Source organism: Pseudarthrobacter woesei, assembly GCF_055412745.1.
In genome coordinates this window covers 91,639-108,614 of record NZ_JBVAYU010000003.1, presented here as the reverse complement: position 1 = coordinate 108,614, position 16,976 = coordinate 91,639, and the positions used below count along the sequence as shown (strand labels likewise).

Below are 16,976 nucleotides of genomic sequence, written 5' to 3'. Positions count from 1 at the left end.
GCACCTTGCTAGACTGGTGGTGTTTGGTCAGAGCCCGCCAAACACCCCCCAGGCAAGAAGAAAGAGACTTCCCACCGCATGGATGACCCCTCAACCGTTGTGCCCCGTATCTCTGTGTGCATGGCTGCGTACAACGGCTCCCTTCATATCGAAGAGCAGATTGACTCCATCCTTGCAGAGTTGGGCCGTCACGATGAGCTTGTGGTTGTCAACGATGCGTCCACCGATACCACTGCGAAAATCGTTAGGGCCATCGAAGACCCCCGTATTCGTCTGATCGAGGCGGCGACCAACGCCGGTTACGTCCGCACCTTCGAACGCGCACTGGGCGAGGCCCGCGGAGAATACGTCTTCCTCTCGGATCAGGACGATATTTGGATCCCTGGCCGCGTTGAACTCATGGTCGGTGCGCTCGAGGGACACCAGATGGTCGTCAGTAACTGCGAGCATATTGAAGGTCCGGCCGGGCGGTTCCACGAGATCCGTCTCCGCGCCAAGGATTCCCGGCACAGGGTGCGGAACATCATCGGAATACTCGTGGGCTACCGGCTGCACTGGGGTTGTGCCATGGCCTTCCGCCGGGAGCTCCTGGGGCAAATCCTGCCGTTTCCGACGCACATGACCGAGTCCCACGATCAATGGATCGCACTTGTTGGAAACATGAACCGGTCCATCGCCTACGTCGAGACCAACACGATCCTGCACCGTCTGCACGGGAAGAATCTCACGCCCGAGGGCATGCGTGGTCTGGCCAAGATCCTGAGAGCCCGGATAGCCTTCGCGAAGAACATCGCCGTCGCCGGGCATCGTGCCAGGAACGCGGCCGCACTGTGAGCGTCGAACCAGGCAGCAAGCCGGACGAACTATCCTCGGAGGCCACTGAATTGCACCCGACCCCTATGACCGAAGCCCCGATGTCCCCCAGCAAATTCGGAAACGTGGCAGCCATAGTCTCAGTCTTCAACCCGGCGGCGGCCGCCGTCGAGAACGTTCGTTGGCTTCTGCGTTACGTACAGAATGTCGTCGTAGTCAACGATGGGTCGTCCGCGGACGTCACGGCCGTACTGGGCGAGATGGAGGCCCTGGGTGCTGTGGCTATTTCCCTTGGTGTGAACTCCGGAATCGCTGCAGCCCTCAACACCGGTATTAAGACAGCGCGCACACGCTGGTCGCCCGAGTGGGTGGTCACCATGGACCAGGATTCACGATTCAGCGGGGATTACATCCGCCACGCGTTGGGTGCCGAAAAGAGTTCCAGCAATCCTGAAACCGTCGCTATGGTCTGCGCGCAGTTGCACAACGGCGTACCCCTGCCTGTGTTAACCGCAGGGCCGGAAGCCGAAGTCTTTGACCCCATGCAGTCGGGGACCCTGATCCGCGCCACGGTATTCGATCAGCTTGGATACCTCGACGAGTCGCTCTTCATCGACTGCGTTGATTCGGAGTTTAATGCGCGGGTCCGCAACGCCGGCCTCCGGGCTATTGCTGGCCCTGGCTGCAATCTGGAACACTCCCTCGGCGACGCCCGCCCGCTACGGATACTTGGCTGGCACGCCCGCCTCGGTCAGAAAAGACTCTTTGTCCACTATCATGCGCCATTCCGGGTCTATTACATCACCAGAAATTCCCTGGTCATGGCCCGCAAATACTTCAGGCGACAGCCGCGATGGGTGATCAGGCGCATGGGGATGGAGCTCCAGAGCCACGTCGTGCGCCTCGTTTACGGCCCCAACCGCCGCAAACACGTTCTTGCCACCGTCAGTGGCATCCACGATGCCTTGCGCGGCCGCCTGGGCAAGATTGACGAACAATTGGCCGCCCGGCTGCGCTGAGTATCCGTACCGCCGGCCCGCTCCCGCCCCTACCCGAAAGTTCTGTTGATGTCTGAGAATTCACGCAAGATCTATGTCGTCTACCCCCGTGGGCTGCGCACGGGAGGGCCCGAAGCCCTTCACCAGCTTGTGGACATGCTCCGTGAACTCGGCCAGGACGCCTACCTCGTCCCTCACCCCGCTACGGCAGCAACCCCCCGCGCGGAGCAGTTCGAGATCTACAACGCACCCGAGGCGCCGGCGCCCGTGGACGCCGAAGGCAACTTTGTGGTCGTTCCTGAGGTATATGTGGCCGATCTGCATGCCTACAAGCGCGCCACCCCGATCTGCTGGTGGCTCAGTATCGATTATTCACCCACCTTCATTGCAGGACGCACCGCACTGAGGTCGACCTCCGGTCCATGGTCTTCGCTCAAGGAGACATTGGTTCCGCGGTTGAGCGCAGTGAAGAACCGCGTTGATCCGCGCAGCATCAAGCGGAGCCGCATTGTTCACGCGGTACAGTCCTCATACGCTTGGGCGTTCCTCTTCTCCCACCTCAACGTCGTGCCCTCCCTTCTTTCCGACTACACGCCAAGCGCCGAGTTCCTCTCCGGAGGCGAGGACGGTTCCAGGAACCACCGCCTGGTGACTTTCAACCCGGTCAAGGGCGGGGACATCATCCGTGAGGTCATGAAAGTCTGCGACCCGTCCATTGAATGGCGCCCCATTCAAGGCATGACCCGGACCGAAGTCACGTCAACTCTGGGAGAGTGCGGAATCTACCTTGATCTGGGCTTCCACCCAGGAAAGGACCGGATGCCCCGTGAGGCCGCCCTCTCGGGGGCGCTCACCGTCGTCGGCCGGAGAGGCTCGGGAGCCTTCTATGCGGATGTGCCGGTTCCGTGGGAACACAAGATCACGCCCGGCCCCGCAGAAGTGTCCTACTCCGCGGCCCTCCTGCCGCAACTGATGGCGGACCTTCCCCGAGAAATCGCCAAGCAGGATTCATACCGGGCGGCTATCCTGGGCGAAAAGGACCGATTCAAACGCGAGGTGTCGGACATCTTTGTCGAACAGCGCTTCGGCAAGGATGCCTACGATTACCTGGATGCGTAGCGTGCGTGACCCCGCCTTCCCGGGACGGAGCGTCGTCTGTTGAGTCACTCCCGTGCCATGGCCAGGAGGATCGGCGCCTTCGCGGGTCTTCCCCTCCTTGCCTCGCTAGCGCCTTTCCTGCTGCTGCCCTACATCGCCCGGGTCGGTGGCGAGGGCACATGGAACGCCCTTGCAATCGGACAGGCCGTCGGTTCTCTAGCCGCGATTCTCGTGGCCCTGGGCTGGACGTTGTCAGGGCCGGCCCGCGTCGCCGGGACCAACAACCCCGAGCTCCGCCGGCGTCTCTATGCCATCAGCTTGCTAACACGACTCGTGGCGTTCGCGGCCTGCCTACCGGTCCTGGCAGGCATCGCTGCCCTCTACGGCGGCACCGGGCACTTCTGGGAGACGTTCCTGATGGCCGGGGCCCAAGCGGCCGCGGGTTTGTCGCCGGCATGGTATTGCATTGCCACCGGGGACGCAGGCCAGATCGCCCGCTACGATGTGGTGCCCAGGATCATTTCCACCATCGTCTGCATCCCCGTGCTTTTGGCCACCGGCCTGATCATCCTGTATCCGGCCGCAATCCTGGCCGGTGGACTGCTCGGGACGTTCTTTTTCACCCGCCGGCACAGCAAGCGACAGGACTATGCCCATCTTCATGCCCTCCCCGTCATCAAGGAAATCTGGGCTCTACGGGCCGCGTCCGGAACCACAATGGCCGCAGCAGCATACTCAGCCACTCCGGTCCTTGTCGTAGCGGCCGCGGCTTTCCCCTCTGGCCTTGCGGTGTTCGTCTCCGCCGAAAAGCTCTTCCGCATCGGTCTCATGGCCGTGGGCGCCTTGGGCAGCAGCCTTCAGGGCTGGGTGGCGGAGATCGACGGCGATCAGCTCAAGAGGCGGAAGTTTTCCCTGCTCAGCCACACAATCCTGGGGATCGCGGGTCTCGCGGGCTTCGCCCTGCTGGGGCCATTCGTCACGCAGTTGCTCTTCGGCCCGCCGCTGGCCGCCGACCTTGCAACTTGTCTCTGGTTTGGTGTGGCATTCCTCTTCGTCTCCATCAACACCTCCACTGGATCGCACTGGTTGGTGCCGGCGGGCCGTATCAGGGCTGTGTTCTGGAGTACGGTGGCCGGAGCGGCGATAGGCCTGCCAGCGATGCTCTTCCTCAGCACCTTAATGCAGGGGGCAGGCGGCGCGCTTGGCTTGGCCATTGGGGAGTTTGTTGTTTGCGCTGTTCAGGGGGTCGCACTGTTGTATTCGGCCGGCAGGAACCGGCGGAACCCAGCCGCTCCGGCCAGTGGCAGCATCTCTGAAGTCGACGTTTAGCCGCAGGCCGTGATCCGGAACAGCCGGGCGGTTCCCTGGGAATCGATCAGCTCGGCTGCGCCGCTGCCGGCCAGATCGTCCAGACCGGTAAAGACATCCCGCCGTTCGTCCCCAAAGTTGACCTCATGGTGGCCGAAATCCAAGACATAGCCGACGTTCAGCTCCCTGACGGCGTCGCACACGGCGGGATCGGTGGCCGCATCCCGCAGCCGGTCGTAGAGCAGCTGGGCGCTCAGCGGGATTGCCCCGAGGATGTGGAACTGCAGGGCCCTCCGGTCCGCAAGGGCGTAGGCCAGCGAACTGCCGTTCCACGGGTTCCCCACGATGACCGCTCCGGGCGGCACGTGCCTGTCCAGTCGTCCCAGCAGTGCAAGCTCATCGGAGCTGACGAGGGGCGACGAGGCTTCCACACGGTACATTCTGGCGGCGGCGGTTTGCGCGGCGTCGACGTTACCCTGCTGGGTGGTGACCAGAAGCAAAGCGAGGAGGCCGGCTCCCCCCCCATGAAGGACAAGACGCCGGCGGCCGAACGGCCAGTCCCCAGTGGCCCACAAGGCTCGCTTCTTGAACCACTTCCAAAGTTCAGCGCCACCTACAACGGCCACCGGCAGGATAGCAATAGGCAGCAGCGCAGCGAGTCGTGGCGGATCGTTGTACCAGATGCCAGTGAGGAAGTCCCTGATCCGTCCGGACCGGAACGACGCCGCAGCAACGAAAAGCAGCCCCGCCACAACGTAGACTCCCAGCAGCCACCACATGCCCGGTTTGCGCACGAGGTACACCAGCCCCGCCAGTGCCAGGATCATGACGGCCCACGAGACCGGACGGCCAATGGCCGAACTCGTGATCACCTCGAAAACGGCACGGAAAGGACCCTCGACCGCGGGCCAGAAAGCGGCTTCCTTGGGCGGCCGGACCGTCATCCAAAGCGCGACGGCGGCGAGCACTGAACCCAAGAGCACCACACCGTGGATGCCCACCGAGCCGAAGGAGACCCCGCGCCGGCGTACGCCCTCACGCAAGGATAACCACCACCGGAACAACGCTGCCGGGGCGAGGAACGCGAGGAGCGCCATGATGGAACTGGGGTGGGCCAGCGCGAGTCCGGGAAGCGTCAGGGCCAGCGAGATCACGGGCAGCGCCCGTCCCTCCCCCGGCGCCGCGCCGAGGCCCAACGACTGCAGGCCCATCGCCAACGCGGCCGGCAGGATGCTGATCCCGAGGAAATTCGGATACAGCACGCCAAAATCCACCATCAGGAGCGGGAATGCGCCGAACGCCGCCGAAAGCACAGCCGCAATCCAAGTGGCGACAAAAGTCGGCCCAAGGATGACGCGTGCGAGGAAGATGCACGCCAGCGGCCAAACGAGTGCAGCGATGCAGACGTTCACCAGGTTGACGGCAACGGGGATTGGCAGGTCCGTCAACTGGACCGTCAGAGACGCCAGATCGTGCCAGGCCGTCGGGTAGAACCCTCCGCCTGTCATGGCGCCAACGGTGAGCGCAGAGCCGGAGCCGGTGTCCAGAATGTAGCGGATAGCGTTGAGATGGAAAACGTTGTCGAAGGTTTGCGAGAACGCCTCCGGCTCGCCAAAGGCCCCGATAAGCCGTGCACCGACAGTCACAGCTGCCAAAACGACGGCGGCGGTCACCGAGAGGGTGCCACTCCAGTTGGCCGGCCAAAGCCTCACGTCTGCGGGATGTCGCCGGAAACCCAGGGGCCGAATCTTGAGCCATCCGCGGCAGATCAACAGGACGCCGGCCACACACAGAAACGTGCCCAGCACGACCGGCCCGATTGACCATGGAATTCCGGCGAAATCAGCCAGAACGGCCGACATTGCTATGACAGTGACGGAAAAACCCGGGGCCAGCGCCGCCAGTGCGAATCGGTCGAGACCTGCCGAAACTCCGATCAACAGGCCGGGGCCAAACAGGATTAAGACTGCCATGATGAATTCCGGAACCACAGACCACCAGGACATTCAAACCTTCCGGGAGCGGCCGGCAGCTCCACCTTCATCAGATCAAGGCATCGGTATGCCAATCGCCTCGCGCGTTCCGGCCTTGCATATTCTACGGGACAGCCGGAGTTTGTGGTGCGGCCGGTAGTACCGGGTGGCGGTTCTGATTGCGCAAACACGAGGCGAAGCGCGCGCAGAGTCAGACGAGCGGCACTCAGCCAAGTAGGCTATAACCGTGCCAAATTCCTGTAGCTCCCGTTCCCGGCCTTCACGAGCTTCGCGTCTCCGGGCTCTATCCGCGGCAAGTATAGTGGCCACTGTTCTGTCCGCGTGCGCAGGGCAAATACCAGCTGGAACTGTTCAAGGCGCCTTGATCGGCGTTGGTACAGCGTCCCAGCAGGGCGCGGTTGCCGCTTGGGCGAAGAACTGGAAGAACGATCACTCTGGTGTGTCAATCGCCTATTCCCCCGACGGCGCGGAGGTCGGCAAGACTGCCCTTATGAACGGGCTCTCCTACTTCGCCGCCGGAGATGCGGCGTTGGACGCCGGTACGGCGTCCAACGGGCAGTCGGTCTGCGGCCGCGATGGCCTCATCTCCGTACCGGTCGCCGTCGTGCCCGTCGGAGTTGCCTTCAACCTGGACGAGATCCAGACCCTGCAGCTTAGTGCGTCCCTCCTCTCAGGCATCCTGCAGGGACAGATCACGAAGTGGAACGATCCGCAGCTTGTCGCGGCCAATCCGGGAGTGTCCCTTCCCTCCATTGATGTGGTCCCCATCCTTGAGAAGTCTCCCTCGGACGTGACACACGCTGTGAACGAATATCTGGCCGCCGAGGCGCCGGATTCGTGGCCTGACGCCAGCGGAAGTGAATGGCCCAGCGGTACGGTCAAGGCCAGCGAGGACAAAGTCACCGATGCAGCCCAGAAGGTCGAGGAGACCGCCGGAGCAATCACGGTCCTTGATACAGCCATCATCGGTTCACGGTTTTCCGTGGCCCGCCTCCAATTCGGCGGCGTCTACCAGGATTTCGGAAATGAGTCCACGATGGCGGCGATTTCCGCCGGCGAGACCGTGGAGTCCGTCCCTCGCGTCGTGGAGCAACGGCTCGACGGCAGCAAGGGATATGCCCTCGCCGTACTGGAGAACCAGTACTTCTGCACCCGGTACCGCAACGATGCCACGGCTGGCCTCGTTCGTTCCTGGGGCGAGTCTGTCCTGAGCAGGCAGGGCCAGAGGGATGCCGTTGTCTACTCCAGCTCATTGCCCCCCAGCGAACAGACGACCGCCGCGGCCCTGAAGCACGTCCGGGCCATCACTTCGGACAAAGGGTAGAGGCAATGGCAGCGGTTCAAGTGCACAACCAGGACAAAACTCCTGCTCTGGACGGAGAAGACTCTGTGCCCGCAAGAACGCCTTCCGGTTCTTCGCCATGGACGTTGTTCGGCAAGTTGTTCCTGCTGATATTTGCAGCAGTATCGCTGTGGTCGCTCGCAACTCCGCTTATGGCGTTTCCCGACGAGCCTGCCCACACCATCAAGGCCGCCGCTGTTGTCCGCGGCCAGATCACCATTGAAGAAGGGACGTCCTTCGGACACGGCGTTCACGTACGGGTGCCCGCCTACATCGCCAATCTTCACGCACAGGACTGCTACAAATTCCGTCAGGACACCGCGGCCAACTGCGCCCCCGCAATCCCCTCAGACGCCAACGCGGAAGCCATAGGCGTCACTTCAGCTGGATCCTATAATCCGATGTACTACTGGATCGTTGGGCTGCCGAGTTTGTTGCTCACCGGACAGCCGGCGTTGTTCGCTATGCGCATCCTCAGCGCAGTGCTATCAGCAGCGTTTTACGCGGCTGGCTTCACTGCCCTTGCACAACTGCGGCAAGCCCGGATCCCTGTTCTCATGGCTAGCCTCGCGGTGACTCCCATGGTTCTCTTCCTCGCCGCGGGCATCAACCCAAATTCCCTCGAGGTCGCGGCCACCATGGCGGCATTCTGCGGCTTCGTGGTCACGCTCGACAATGCCCATCGGGTGAGACACGTCTTGCCCGCAGTAGTCACTGTCATTGCGTCGACAATAGTGCTCGCCAACACCCGTCAAGTGTCACTGATCTGGCTGCTCTGCGCCCTGGTCGCGGGTGTGCTTCTGTTCCGGGGCGCCGATATCAAGGCTGCCTTCCGCAACCGGCTAGTACTCACCGGGGTGGCCCTCACTGTGCCCGGCGTCCTCCTGGGGATCTACTGGATCTACTTGATGCTGCACGCACCGGCCAACTCCGGCGTGGCCCCGGAGGGTATCGCCAACCCCCAACCCGGCGTTTCGATCTATCGCGCTTTCCTGACCATGGTCGAGAAAGCCCCCGAGTTCGTCCAGCAGTACATCGGAGTCATGGGTTGGCTTGACACGCCCGTGCCGATGGCCGTCGTCATGTTCTGGAGCATGGTTTTCGTCGTTGCATTCCTTCTGCCAATGCTGATTCGACCCTTCCAGACCACGCTTGGCGCCTGGGCAGCGCTTACGATGCTCATTTTCGTGCCAGCCATCCTTCAGGCGTCCATCTGGAAGTCCATGGGATTCGTCTGGCAGGGCAGGTACAACCTGCCACTGGTGGTCGTTCTCCTAATCGCGGTTGGCATGACGGCCCGCAGACTGCGTTTCCCCCAATCGTCCGGCGCTCAAAGTGTTGCCCGAGTTGTCCTGTGGGCCGCAGTATTCTGCCATCTTCTGGCCTTCGCCTTTGTCCTCCGACGCTACGTGGTGGGGACGTTTGGCGGCGGAAACTGGCACGCCCTGATCAACGGCGCGCAGTGGCAACCACCCCTCGGATGGTTCCTGCTGACCCTTATGTACCTTGCCGTTATGGTGACAGCGGCCTCCGGGCTTTTTCGGTTCCTGTTTCCGGGGGCCGTACTGATCCAACTGCCTCGGTCACGGGGCCGCCACGACTCATAATTCTGAGCAACCGGACACTGACCCCTGCTGTTCTCCAGCAACGAAACGCATTGGCGTCGCCTGACTGTGACTTGTCAGTTCAGAACCAAACCCCAGGTTGATACGTTACGTTGCATTTTCACTTCGGGGAGAGTGCATCCAGGCGCCCAGGATGCGTAGTCGTTGGAAGATCACCGGTCCGGTTGGGGCGCCGGCATGTGGGCTGCACACGTAGCCGTTTGAGTGGCAGCGGGGCCCAGACCTCCTGTATCGTCCCAGCCGTCGCTATGGATCAAACACCAGTTCACAGATTGCCTGGCGCGGCCACTAAGGCGCTCAGCGCCGGCGGAAGGGGGCGTGGGCTTTGAATCGAGTGGTTCCGGAGTCGAGGACTCAATCAGGAAGGGCAGTGCCTGGCTCGTCGCACCTTCGGTGAAACTGAACAGCCACGAACCGTCCCGCCGGTCGCAGGAAACCCGTCACAGCCGGCGCTCCCCCGGGCCAGCCAGCGGCGCCGGGCGCCGGCCGATTCATCCGGTCCACGGCGCGAAAAGTCCGGGTCAGTCGATCCGGCAAGGCGCGACAGGCGGGGCGCCGATAAAATGACTAGGGTGCCGGCTCAGCATCCGGCGCTCGCTCAGCGTCCCGGGCAGGTTCATGGCGGAAGATCCAGTGCCGATAGAGGAGGAAGTTCCATCCGGTCGTCAATACGGTGGCCACAACCTTGCCGATTCCGTAGGCCCAGTCCAACCTGTCGAAACCGGTGACGATGAGATCCGTAACCACTACGTTCACGATGACCAAAGCTATGTACTTTGCGGCACTTACGCTCCGGCTGTTCATGGCCTGGAAGGTAAACGACCGCTGGAGGGCAAAGTTGAAGATGAGGCTGGTGAGAAAAGCGATTGGGGTAGCAATCACCAGGTCGACGTTCAGCCCTTCATGCAGGCCCACAAGAAGTCCCAAATCCAACGCAAATGACAACACCCCGACGATCAAAAATTTCAGAAACGGGCTGCGGTGCAGGAACTCCATGATCTGTTGGCGCGCCGGCGTTCGGGAGGTCGTTTTTTCGGGGCGGAATGCCATAGCGTCTGCGGGTCTCTCTTCGCTTCTAGTCATGGAATGCATGGACAAGCGGGGAAACTGAGTCCGTCCCGTCACAGTCAGTTTACCGTTACGGGAGTCGCCGCGGGCCAGCCTGAGGCGCATTCGGCGGCCGTCACCTAGTAACCTGAAGCTACCATGATACCTGTGCCTTCCCTTATGACTCCCCCCCGCCGCGACCGAAACTCCCGTCTGGGCCAACTGCCGGTCTTAGTCGCCGCGTTCGTGATATTGGGCCTCCTGACAACAATCTGGTGCCTGGCTACCCCGATCATGTCCCTTCCCGACGAACCGGCGCACACTATCAAAGCAGCCGCCGTTGCGCGCGGGCAGTTCAGCGGGGAATCCACGGGAGTCCAGGGTGCACAGCTCCAGGTTCAGGTGCCCCGCTATATCGCCGACATTCGAACGCAGCAATGCAGCGCTTTTAAGCCTGCCGAGACCCCCGCCTGCGCCCCTAAGGTGAGCCTGGACCGCAGCTTGGGTACAGGCGAAACAAGCGCCGGTAACTACAACCCGGTCTACTACGTCCTCGTAGGATTGCCTTCCCGTGTTATGGGCGGCGAAGCGGCCATCTACACGATGCGCATCCTCAGTGGTCTGCTCAACGCCGCGATCCTGGCTTCGGTCTTTGCGGCAGCCTCGGCGCTGCGCCGTCCACGCATGCCCCTCATAGCCGTCGCAGTGACCGTCACGCCCGGCGTCTTGTTCCTTAGCGGCGGGATCAATCCCAACGCCCTAGAAATCACCACCGCGGCCGCCGTGTTCATGCACCTCTGCGTCATACTTGAGAATGCCGAACGGCTGAGGGCCGTCCGCTGGAATATCGTGGCGCTGGCGGTCGCAGCGTCGCTACTTGCCAACACCCGCCCGCTTTCCTTGCTTTGGCTTCTTCTTGCAGTCGGAGCGGCCACGGCAGCTTTCGGGGGCCGTCGGTTCCTTCTGATCCTTAAAGACAGGTTTGTGTGGCTGGCCGCTGGCGTCACCGCGCTTTCGTGCGGCTTTGCCCTTTTTTGGCTCGTGACCGCCAAGAGTTTCGACAGCCTGCTGGCCAGCCCGACTGAAATCGCGCCAGACCAGGCGTTCGCCACCATGCTGGACCGGACATTCAACTATGTCATTGAATATGTGGGCGTCTTGGGCTGGCTCGACACCCCCGCCCCCGCCGCGGTGCAGATGACGTGGGTGATGGCGTTCGGACTGTTGCTCCTGGTCGGACTTACTTCCCGCCCTGTCAGGGGCCGTTGGGGTCTTGCCATCCTGGTGCCTCTGGTAATCGTGCTCCCTGCATGGCTGCAGGCGTCCACGATTCAAAGCCTCGGGTGGATCTGGCAGGGTCGCTACCTTATGGCCCTTGTTGTCGTTCTGCTACTGGCCGCAGGAGTGGCAGCCCGCTTCATGCCGTTCAGAGTCACCCCCTGGAAAAAATCCGCAGTGCGCTGGTCGCTGGTCCTGATGGGACTGGCCCACGTGTACATGATGCTCTTCGGATTCCGGCGCTACACGGTCGGCATCGTCGAACGCACCAACTGGACTGAAATGTTTGATCCGAAGTGGCAGCCCCCATTGACGTGGCAGGGCCTTACCCTTGCCTACATGGCAGTCCTGGCGGCCGGCGGATATCTGCTGTACCGCTCGCTCGTCGGTAGCCCGGCGGGACCTCTTGGCGGCCCCTCACTGGGAGGCGCCGTTCGGCCTGCAACCGCCGCCCGACCCCATGTCCCGGTATTCGTTGAATCCCAGGGTCCCACAGATTCCCGCTGATCGCGCCGGCTGCCAGGTCGTCACCTCCTAGCAGATGGAGACGTGAGGGCTGGCCCGCCAAGATCGCGTGCGCGGTCAGTCTTCGCTAACGGAGGGACAGAAAAGAATTTCACCGCGGGTCGCCGTGCATCACTGGGCGCTGCGGAGAACTACACCGGCGCTGATCGGCGACGCAGTTCTCCAACGACGTCGTGAACGTTGCCGTCCATGACAACCTCACCATGCTCCAGCAGCACCCCGCGCTCACAGACGGTCGCCACCAGATCCAGGTCGTGGCTCACGACGAACAGCGTCTTGCCGTGCTCGGCCAGCTCCTTGATCTTAGCGATGCACTTGCGCTGGAACGGTTCGTCACCAACGGCAAGAATTTCATCAATCAAAAAGACTTCGGGGTCTGTGTGTACCGCGATGGAAAATGCCAGGCGCAGATACATTCCGGAGGAATAGAACTTCACCTCGGTATCAATAAACTCACCGATTTCAGAAAACTCGACAATCGAATCAAACATCTCATCGATCTGCTTTTCCGACATGCCAAGGATAGCGCCGTTGAGGTAGACGTTGTCCCGCCCGCTGAGATCGTGGTGGAAGCCAGCGCCAACCTCGATGAGCCCGGCGACGCGCCCTCTGGTCCGCACCGTGCCGCCGTCGGGCTGCAATACGCCCGAAATCAGCTTCAGGAGTGTGGACTTGCCGGAACCATTGAGACCCAGCAGGGCAACGGTTTCACCTTGCTTGACTTCAAGCGACACATGATTCAACGCAAGGAACTTCTTCGACAGATCACCCTTGCGGCCCCGCACCAACCAGACCAAGGCCTCCTTCAGGGAGCGGGTATGCCGCAGGACGAACTGCTTGCGGACGCCAATACAGCTGATGGCAACGTGGCCGTGCGACGTCATCTCAGAGCTCCTGTGCAAAGTGGACGGACAGCCGGCGGAACATCAACTGGCCAAGGAACAGGATGGCGACGGAGATGAGCAAGGAGACAGGGAGCCAGAAGTTCAGCAGGTCCGGCGGCATGGTGTCGCTCACAAGCTGGTCCGCCTTCAGCGTCGGCTCCCAAAAGGTCCAGTGAAACACTTCGACGGCGGTGGTCATCGGGTTCAGCTGGTAGACCCAGAACCACGGGCCCAGGACGCGCTCGACCATGGTCCACACGTAAAGAACCGGTGAAGCCCACGTGACGACCATAACGATCATGTCCACGATGTTCTCGGAATCCCGGAAGTAGACGTTGACGGCGCCGAACATCAGGCCAAGGCCAGTAGCCAGCACTGCGACCATGACGAAGATCAGGATCGCGGCGGCTATCTGCAGGATCGACGGAGTCCAGCCCACAAAAACGCAGGCAGCGATCAGCACCAGCAATTGCGGCAGGAAGTGGGCGGCCGAGACCCACACCGTTGCTACCGGGAAGAGCTCCCGCGGCAAGTAGATCTTTCGGATGAGGTCACGGTTGTCAACGATGGACCGGGTGGCGTTTGACAGCGCCTCGGTAAAGAAGTTGATCAGCACGATCCCGGAGAAGAGGTAGATCGCGTAGTTGGGCGTGCCTCGCTCCAGGTTCAGGAAGATGCCGAGTGCGATGAAGTAGATGAGGAACTGCATCAGCGGCTTGACATAGGACCACAGCAGCCCGAGCACGGACCCGCGGTAGCGGATCTTGATTTCCTTGCGCACCAGAAGCTTCAGCAGGAAGCGATCGCCGTAGACGTCGAGCAGCCCGCGGCCACTTCCGGGCTTGACAAGCTGGTCGATCTGACCCGCCATCTACTCGCCATCCTTGGAGTGGGAAGCGAAGGTCTTCTTCCAAGCTTCCATTGAGGTGATCTCAGGCAGCGCGGTCCGATACTGGTCCGCCAGCCGGTCCCACTCTCGGTAAAGCCGAAGATGCAGGCGGCTCGCTTCGGCAAGCATCGACTTCAGTTTCTTGGGGTCGCGCCGGTACCAGGATGCACCCGTCCCCTCGGCATTGGACACTACGACGCTGTCGTAGTGCGCAAGCCTGAACCAGCGGTTGTCGCGGTGGGCCAGGAAGCCCTGTGGGCGTTCAGCGCTCTCCGGCGCCGGCGTCTTGACCAGCTGGCGCGACACTGTCTTGATGCCCCAGGGAATCAGGTCCTTCTTGCGCGGCATGCCGATCGGGGCGCCCCCCATTGGGCCGCGGCCCAACTTCGGCGCCGGGAAGTCATCAACGTCGTCCTTGAGCTGGGCATCCGGGTACTGGGACTTGAGGGCGTTGATCTCGGGAAGCCGGGAGGCCAGTACCTGGTGAAGGTCATGCGGTCCTTTGAAGATGTCCTTCAGGGCTTCGATGCGTCCATGCTCGGTGAAGTACTGCATGGAGACGAGGTGCTTGACATCGGCCTGGACCGATTCCCGCAACACCCGGCCACCTTTGGGGTAGGGGCTGTGAATGAGCGTGGCTATCAGCCGGTTTCGCTCGTGGAAGTAAGACTGCCAGCCGACCATGTCATCTTTGTCGGCCCACGACACATGCCACACCGCTGCACCCGGCAGCGATACCGTCGCAAAGCCCGCTTCCCGGGCCCGGAGGCCGTATTCGGCGTCGTCCCATTTAATGAAAAGCGGGAGGGATAGTCCGATTTCCTTGATCACCTTGGTGGGGATGAGGCACATCCACCAGCCGTTGTAGTCGACGTCCACCCGGCGGTGCAGCCAGGCCGTCTGCCGGAGGTTGGCGACGCTGAAATCGTGGCGGAGCTCCATATCGGCATGTGGCTGTGCCGGCACAATCCGGTAGGGGTCGACGACCTCGCCAAAGGTGTGCAGGACGCTGCGGTTGTACAGGTCAAACATGTGCCCGCCGATGATGGTGGGTTTGCGGCAGTAGTCGGCAAAGGTCAGGAGACGAACGATGCTTTCGGGCTCGACGACAATGTCGTCGTCGAGCAGCATCACGTAGTCGCTGCCGTTCTCGACCGCTTCGTACATGCCGCGGGCAAAGCCGCCGGACCCACCCAGATTGGCCTGGTTGATCACCCGGAGCTTACCGCCGAGTGCTTCACTGACCTCGGCGAAACCGGCCTGGGCCTCGACCTTCTGCGTGCCCTGGTCCACGATGAGGATCTCTTTGACATCGTTGAGGACGTCAAGGTTTTCCGAGAGGATCCGGGCGTTGTTGAGGCAGAAATCGGGCTTGTTCATCGTAGTGATTTCCAGAGTCACCTGGCCACGGCGGTCCACGCGGTCCGGGGTTTCCCAGTGGCCGGTTTCCAGCACGAGGTCCGTGGAGCTGGCAGCCAGGTCAAACCAGTACCAGCCGCCGTCGCCGAACGGCTTGAGGGAGAGCTCGAACACCGAGGTGGACTCGCCGTCCACGTGGCGGCCATCGACCCGCTGAACGGAGCCCCGGGCGTTGGACTTGTAGACGGTGACCGCTCCACTACCGCTTGTCCTAACGACCAGTCGGAGGTCCCGGACGGAAGTCCACCGGCGCCAGTAGCTCGCCGGAAAGGCGTTGAAGTAAGTACCGAAGGAGATCTCCTCGCCCGAACGTACTCGCATGGAACGCCTCGTGAGCAGATCCTCGAAGTGAGCCTGCGGTCCGCCGGAACTGAACATCTGAAGCTTGTCTTCGGGCAGCTTCGGCCAGCGCGCCAGTTCGTCGTTCTCGCGCAGCCGGATGCCGCTGGCAGGACCCGCGTCCACGTAAAGCGGGATGGTGTCCGTCTGGTCGGCCGACGGGAGGATCACCCTCTGAAGAGCGCTCCAAGAGGATGACCCTTCAGTGGTCATCATGCGTCCACTCCTCCGCTTTCGATCTTGGCGCCGGCCTCAAAATGCGGGCGGATCTTGTTGTCGAACATGGTCAGGGCGGACCCGATGGCCATGTGCATGTCCAGGTACTTGTACGTACCGAGGCGTCCGCCGAACAGGACGTCCTTCTCGGCGGCCGCCAGGTCGCGGTACTTCAGCAGCCGTTCACGGTCCGCGGCCGTGTTGATCGGGTAGTAGGGCTCGTCGCCCTCCTCCGCCGCACGGGAGAACTCGCGCATAATGACGGTCTTTTCCGTCTGGTAATTGCGCTCCGGGTGGAAGTGGCGCGGCTCGATGATGCGCGTGTAGGCAACATCCTCGTCGTTGTAGTTGACCACGGACGTTCCCTGGAAATCGCCGACGTCGATCACTTCTTTCTCGAAGTCGATGGTGCGCCAGGAGAGGTCGCCCTCGGAGGAATCGAAGTAGCGGTCGACGGGCCCGGTGTAGATGACCGGGATGTTGCCGACGACCTTGTTCTTGCTGTACTCGTGCGACTCGTCGAAGAAGTCGGTGTCGAGCCGTACCTCGATGTTCGGGTGCTCCGCCATCTTCTCGATCCACGCGGTGTAGCCGTTCGTCGGCAGACCCTCGTACTTGTCGTTGAAGTAGCGGTTGTCGTAGTTGTAGCGCACCGGGAGGCGGGAGATGATCCCGGCGGGCAGGTGCTTCGGATCCGTCTGCCACTGCTTGCCGGTGTAGTGCTTGATGAAGGCTTCGTACAGTGGACGGCCGATGAGCTGGATGCCCTTATCGTTCAGGTTCTGCGGATCGGTACCGGCCAGTTCCCCGGCCTGTTCCTTGATCAGTTCCTGCGCCTGGCCCGGGGTCAGGTTGGCGCGGAAGAACTGGTTGATGGTGGCCAGGTTGATCGGCAGGGAGTAGACCTCGCCCTTGTGAACGCCGTACACCTTGTGGACGTAGTTTGTGAACGTAGTGAAACGGTTGACGTACTCCCAGACACGCTCGTTCGAGGTGTGGAAAAGGTGGGCACCGTAACGGTGCACCTCGATGCCGGTCTGCTCTTCCTTTTCGCTGTAGGCGTTGCCGCCAATGTGGTGGCGGCGGTCGATGACAACGACCTTCAAGCCCAGCTCGGTGGCGGCCTGTTCTGCGATTGTCAGGCCGAAAAAGCCCGACCCTACGATAACGAGGTCAGCGGTCACAAAATCTCCTGATTCGA

At 61.9% G+C, this 16,976-nt stretch carries 13 protein-coding genes; 7 read left to right on the top strand and 6 right to left on the bottom strand.

What is annotated here, in order from left to right; all coding sequences use genetic code 11:
• Positions 1–78 precede the first annotated feature (78 nt).
• Genes ACZYZE_RS05935 through ACZYZE_RS05920 form a run of 4 tightly spaced genes read left to right on the top strand, consistent with a single transcriptional unit; the run spans position 79 to position 4,238 of the window.
• Complete coding sequence (locus ACZYZE_RS05935) at positions 79–834, top strand: glycosyltransferase (RefSeq protein WP_459316831.1); 756 nt, start codon at positions 79–81, stop codon at positions 832–834.
• A complete protein-coding gene (locus tag ACZYZE_RS05930) occupies positions 831–1,832 on the top strand; it encodes a glycosyltransferase (RefSeq protein WP_459316832.1) in 1,002 nt (333 codons plus the stop codon). Before ACZYZE_RS05935 ends, ACZYZE_RS05930 begins: the two co-directional genes overlap by 4 nt.
• 48 nt (positions 1,833–1,880) lie before the next feature.
• Positions 1,881–2,930, top strand: coding sequence for a hypothetical protein (locus ACZYZE_RS05925; protein WP_463906785.1), 1,050 nt, complete (start codon positions 1,881–1,883; stop codon positions 2,928–2,930).
• 39 nt (positions 2,931–2,969) lie between these two features.
• A complete protein-coding gene (locus ACZYZE_RS05920; RefSeq protein WP_459316834.1) occupies positions 2,970–4,238 on the top strand; it encodes a lipopolysaccharide biosynthesis protein in 1,269 nt (422 codons plus the stop codon).
• Here the strand turns inward: ACZYZE_RS05920 and ACZYZE_RS05915 are convergent.
• Positions 4,235–6,190 (bottom strand): DUF6541 family protein, encoded by a 1,956-nt coding sequence (locus ACZYZE_RS05915; protein ID WP_463906783.1) that lies wholly within the window; start codon positions 6,188–6,190, stop codon positions 4,235–4,237. The two genes, ACZYZE_RS05920 and ACZYZE_RS05915, sit on opposite strands and share 4 nt — an antisense overlap.
• 247 nt (positions 6,191–6,437) lie before the next feature.
• Between ACZYZE_RS05915 and ACZYZE_RS05910 the strand changes: the two genes are divergently transcribed.
• Both ACZYZE_RS05910 and ACZYZE_RS05905 read left to right on the top strand, forming a co-directional pair.
• A complete protein-coding gene (locus ACZYZE_RS05910) occupies positions 6,438–7,535 on the top strand; it encodes a substrate-binding domain-containing protein (protein WP_463906780.1) in 1,098 nt (365 codons plus the stop codon).
• Positions 7,536–7,540: 5 nt separating this feature from the next.
• Positions 7,541–9,160 (top strand): DUF2142 domain-containing protein, encoded by a 1,620-nt coding sequence (locus ACZYZE_RS05905; protein ID WP_459316837.1) that lies wholly within the window; start codon positions 7,541–7,543, stop codon positions 9,158–9,160.
• 585 nt (positions 9,161–9,745) lie between these two features.
• On the opposite strand, the gene ACZYZE_RS05900 is transcribed toward ACZYZE_RS05905, so the two are convergent.
• Positions 9,746–10,228: a GtrA family protein gene (locus ACZYZE_RS05900; protein ID WP_463906778.1), complete on the bottom strand. Its 483-nt coding sequence runs from the start codon at positions 10,226–10,228 to the stop codon at positions 9,746–9,748.
• Positions 10,229–10,384: 156 nt separating this feature from the next.
• Here ACZYZE_RS05900 and ACZYZE_RS05895 point away from each other — a divergent pair, with 156 nt between their 5' ends.
• Positions 10,385–12,010, top strand: a complete 1,626-nt coding sequence (locus tag ACZYZE_RS05895) for a DUF2142 domain-containing protein (protein ID WP_463906776.1) — start codon at positions 10,385–10,387, stop codon at positions 12,008–12,010.
• Between the two features lie 149 nt (positions 12,011–12,159).
• Here the strand turns inward: ACZYZE_RS05895 and ACZYZE_RS05890 are convergent, their stop codons facing one another.
• The 4 genes from ACZYZE_RS05890 to glf are packed head-to-tail and all read right to left on the bottom strand — an operon-like array spanning position 12,160 to position 16,959.
• The gene (locus ACZYZE_RS05890; protein WP_459316840.1) at positions 12,160–12,912 is read right to left on the bottom strand and encodes an ABC transporter ATP-binding protein; all 753 of its coding nucleotides are present in this window, start codon (positions 12,910–12,912) and stop codon (positions 12,160–12,162) included.
• Position 12,913: 1 nt separating this feature from the next.
• Entirely contained in the window at positions 12,914–13,783 is an 870-nt protein-coding gene (locus tag ACZYZE_RS05885) for an ABC transporter permease (protein ID WP_459316841.1), read from the bottom strand.
• A complete protein-coding gene (locus tag ACZYZE_RS05880) occupies positions 13,784–15,772 on the bottom strand; it encodes a glycosyltransferase (protein ID WP_463907149.1) in 1,989 nt (662 codons plus the stop codon). It lies immediately after the preceding gene.
• A complete protein-coding gene (glf, locus tag ACZYZE_RS05875; RefSeq protein ID WP_463906774.1) occupies positions 15,772–16,959 on the bottom strand; it encodes a UDP-galactopyranose mutase in 1,188 nt (395 codons plus the stop codon). The genes ACZYZE_RS05880 and glf overlap by 1 nt, the downstream gene beginning before the upstream one ends.
• Positions 16,960–16,976 lie beyond the last annotated feature (17 nt).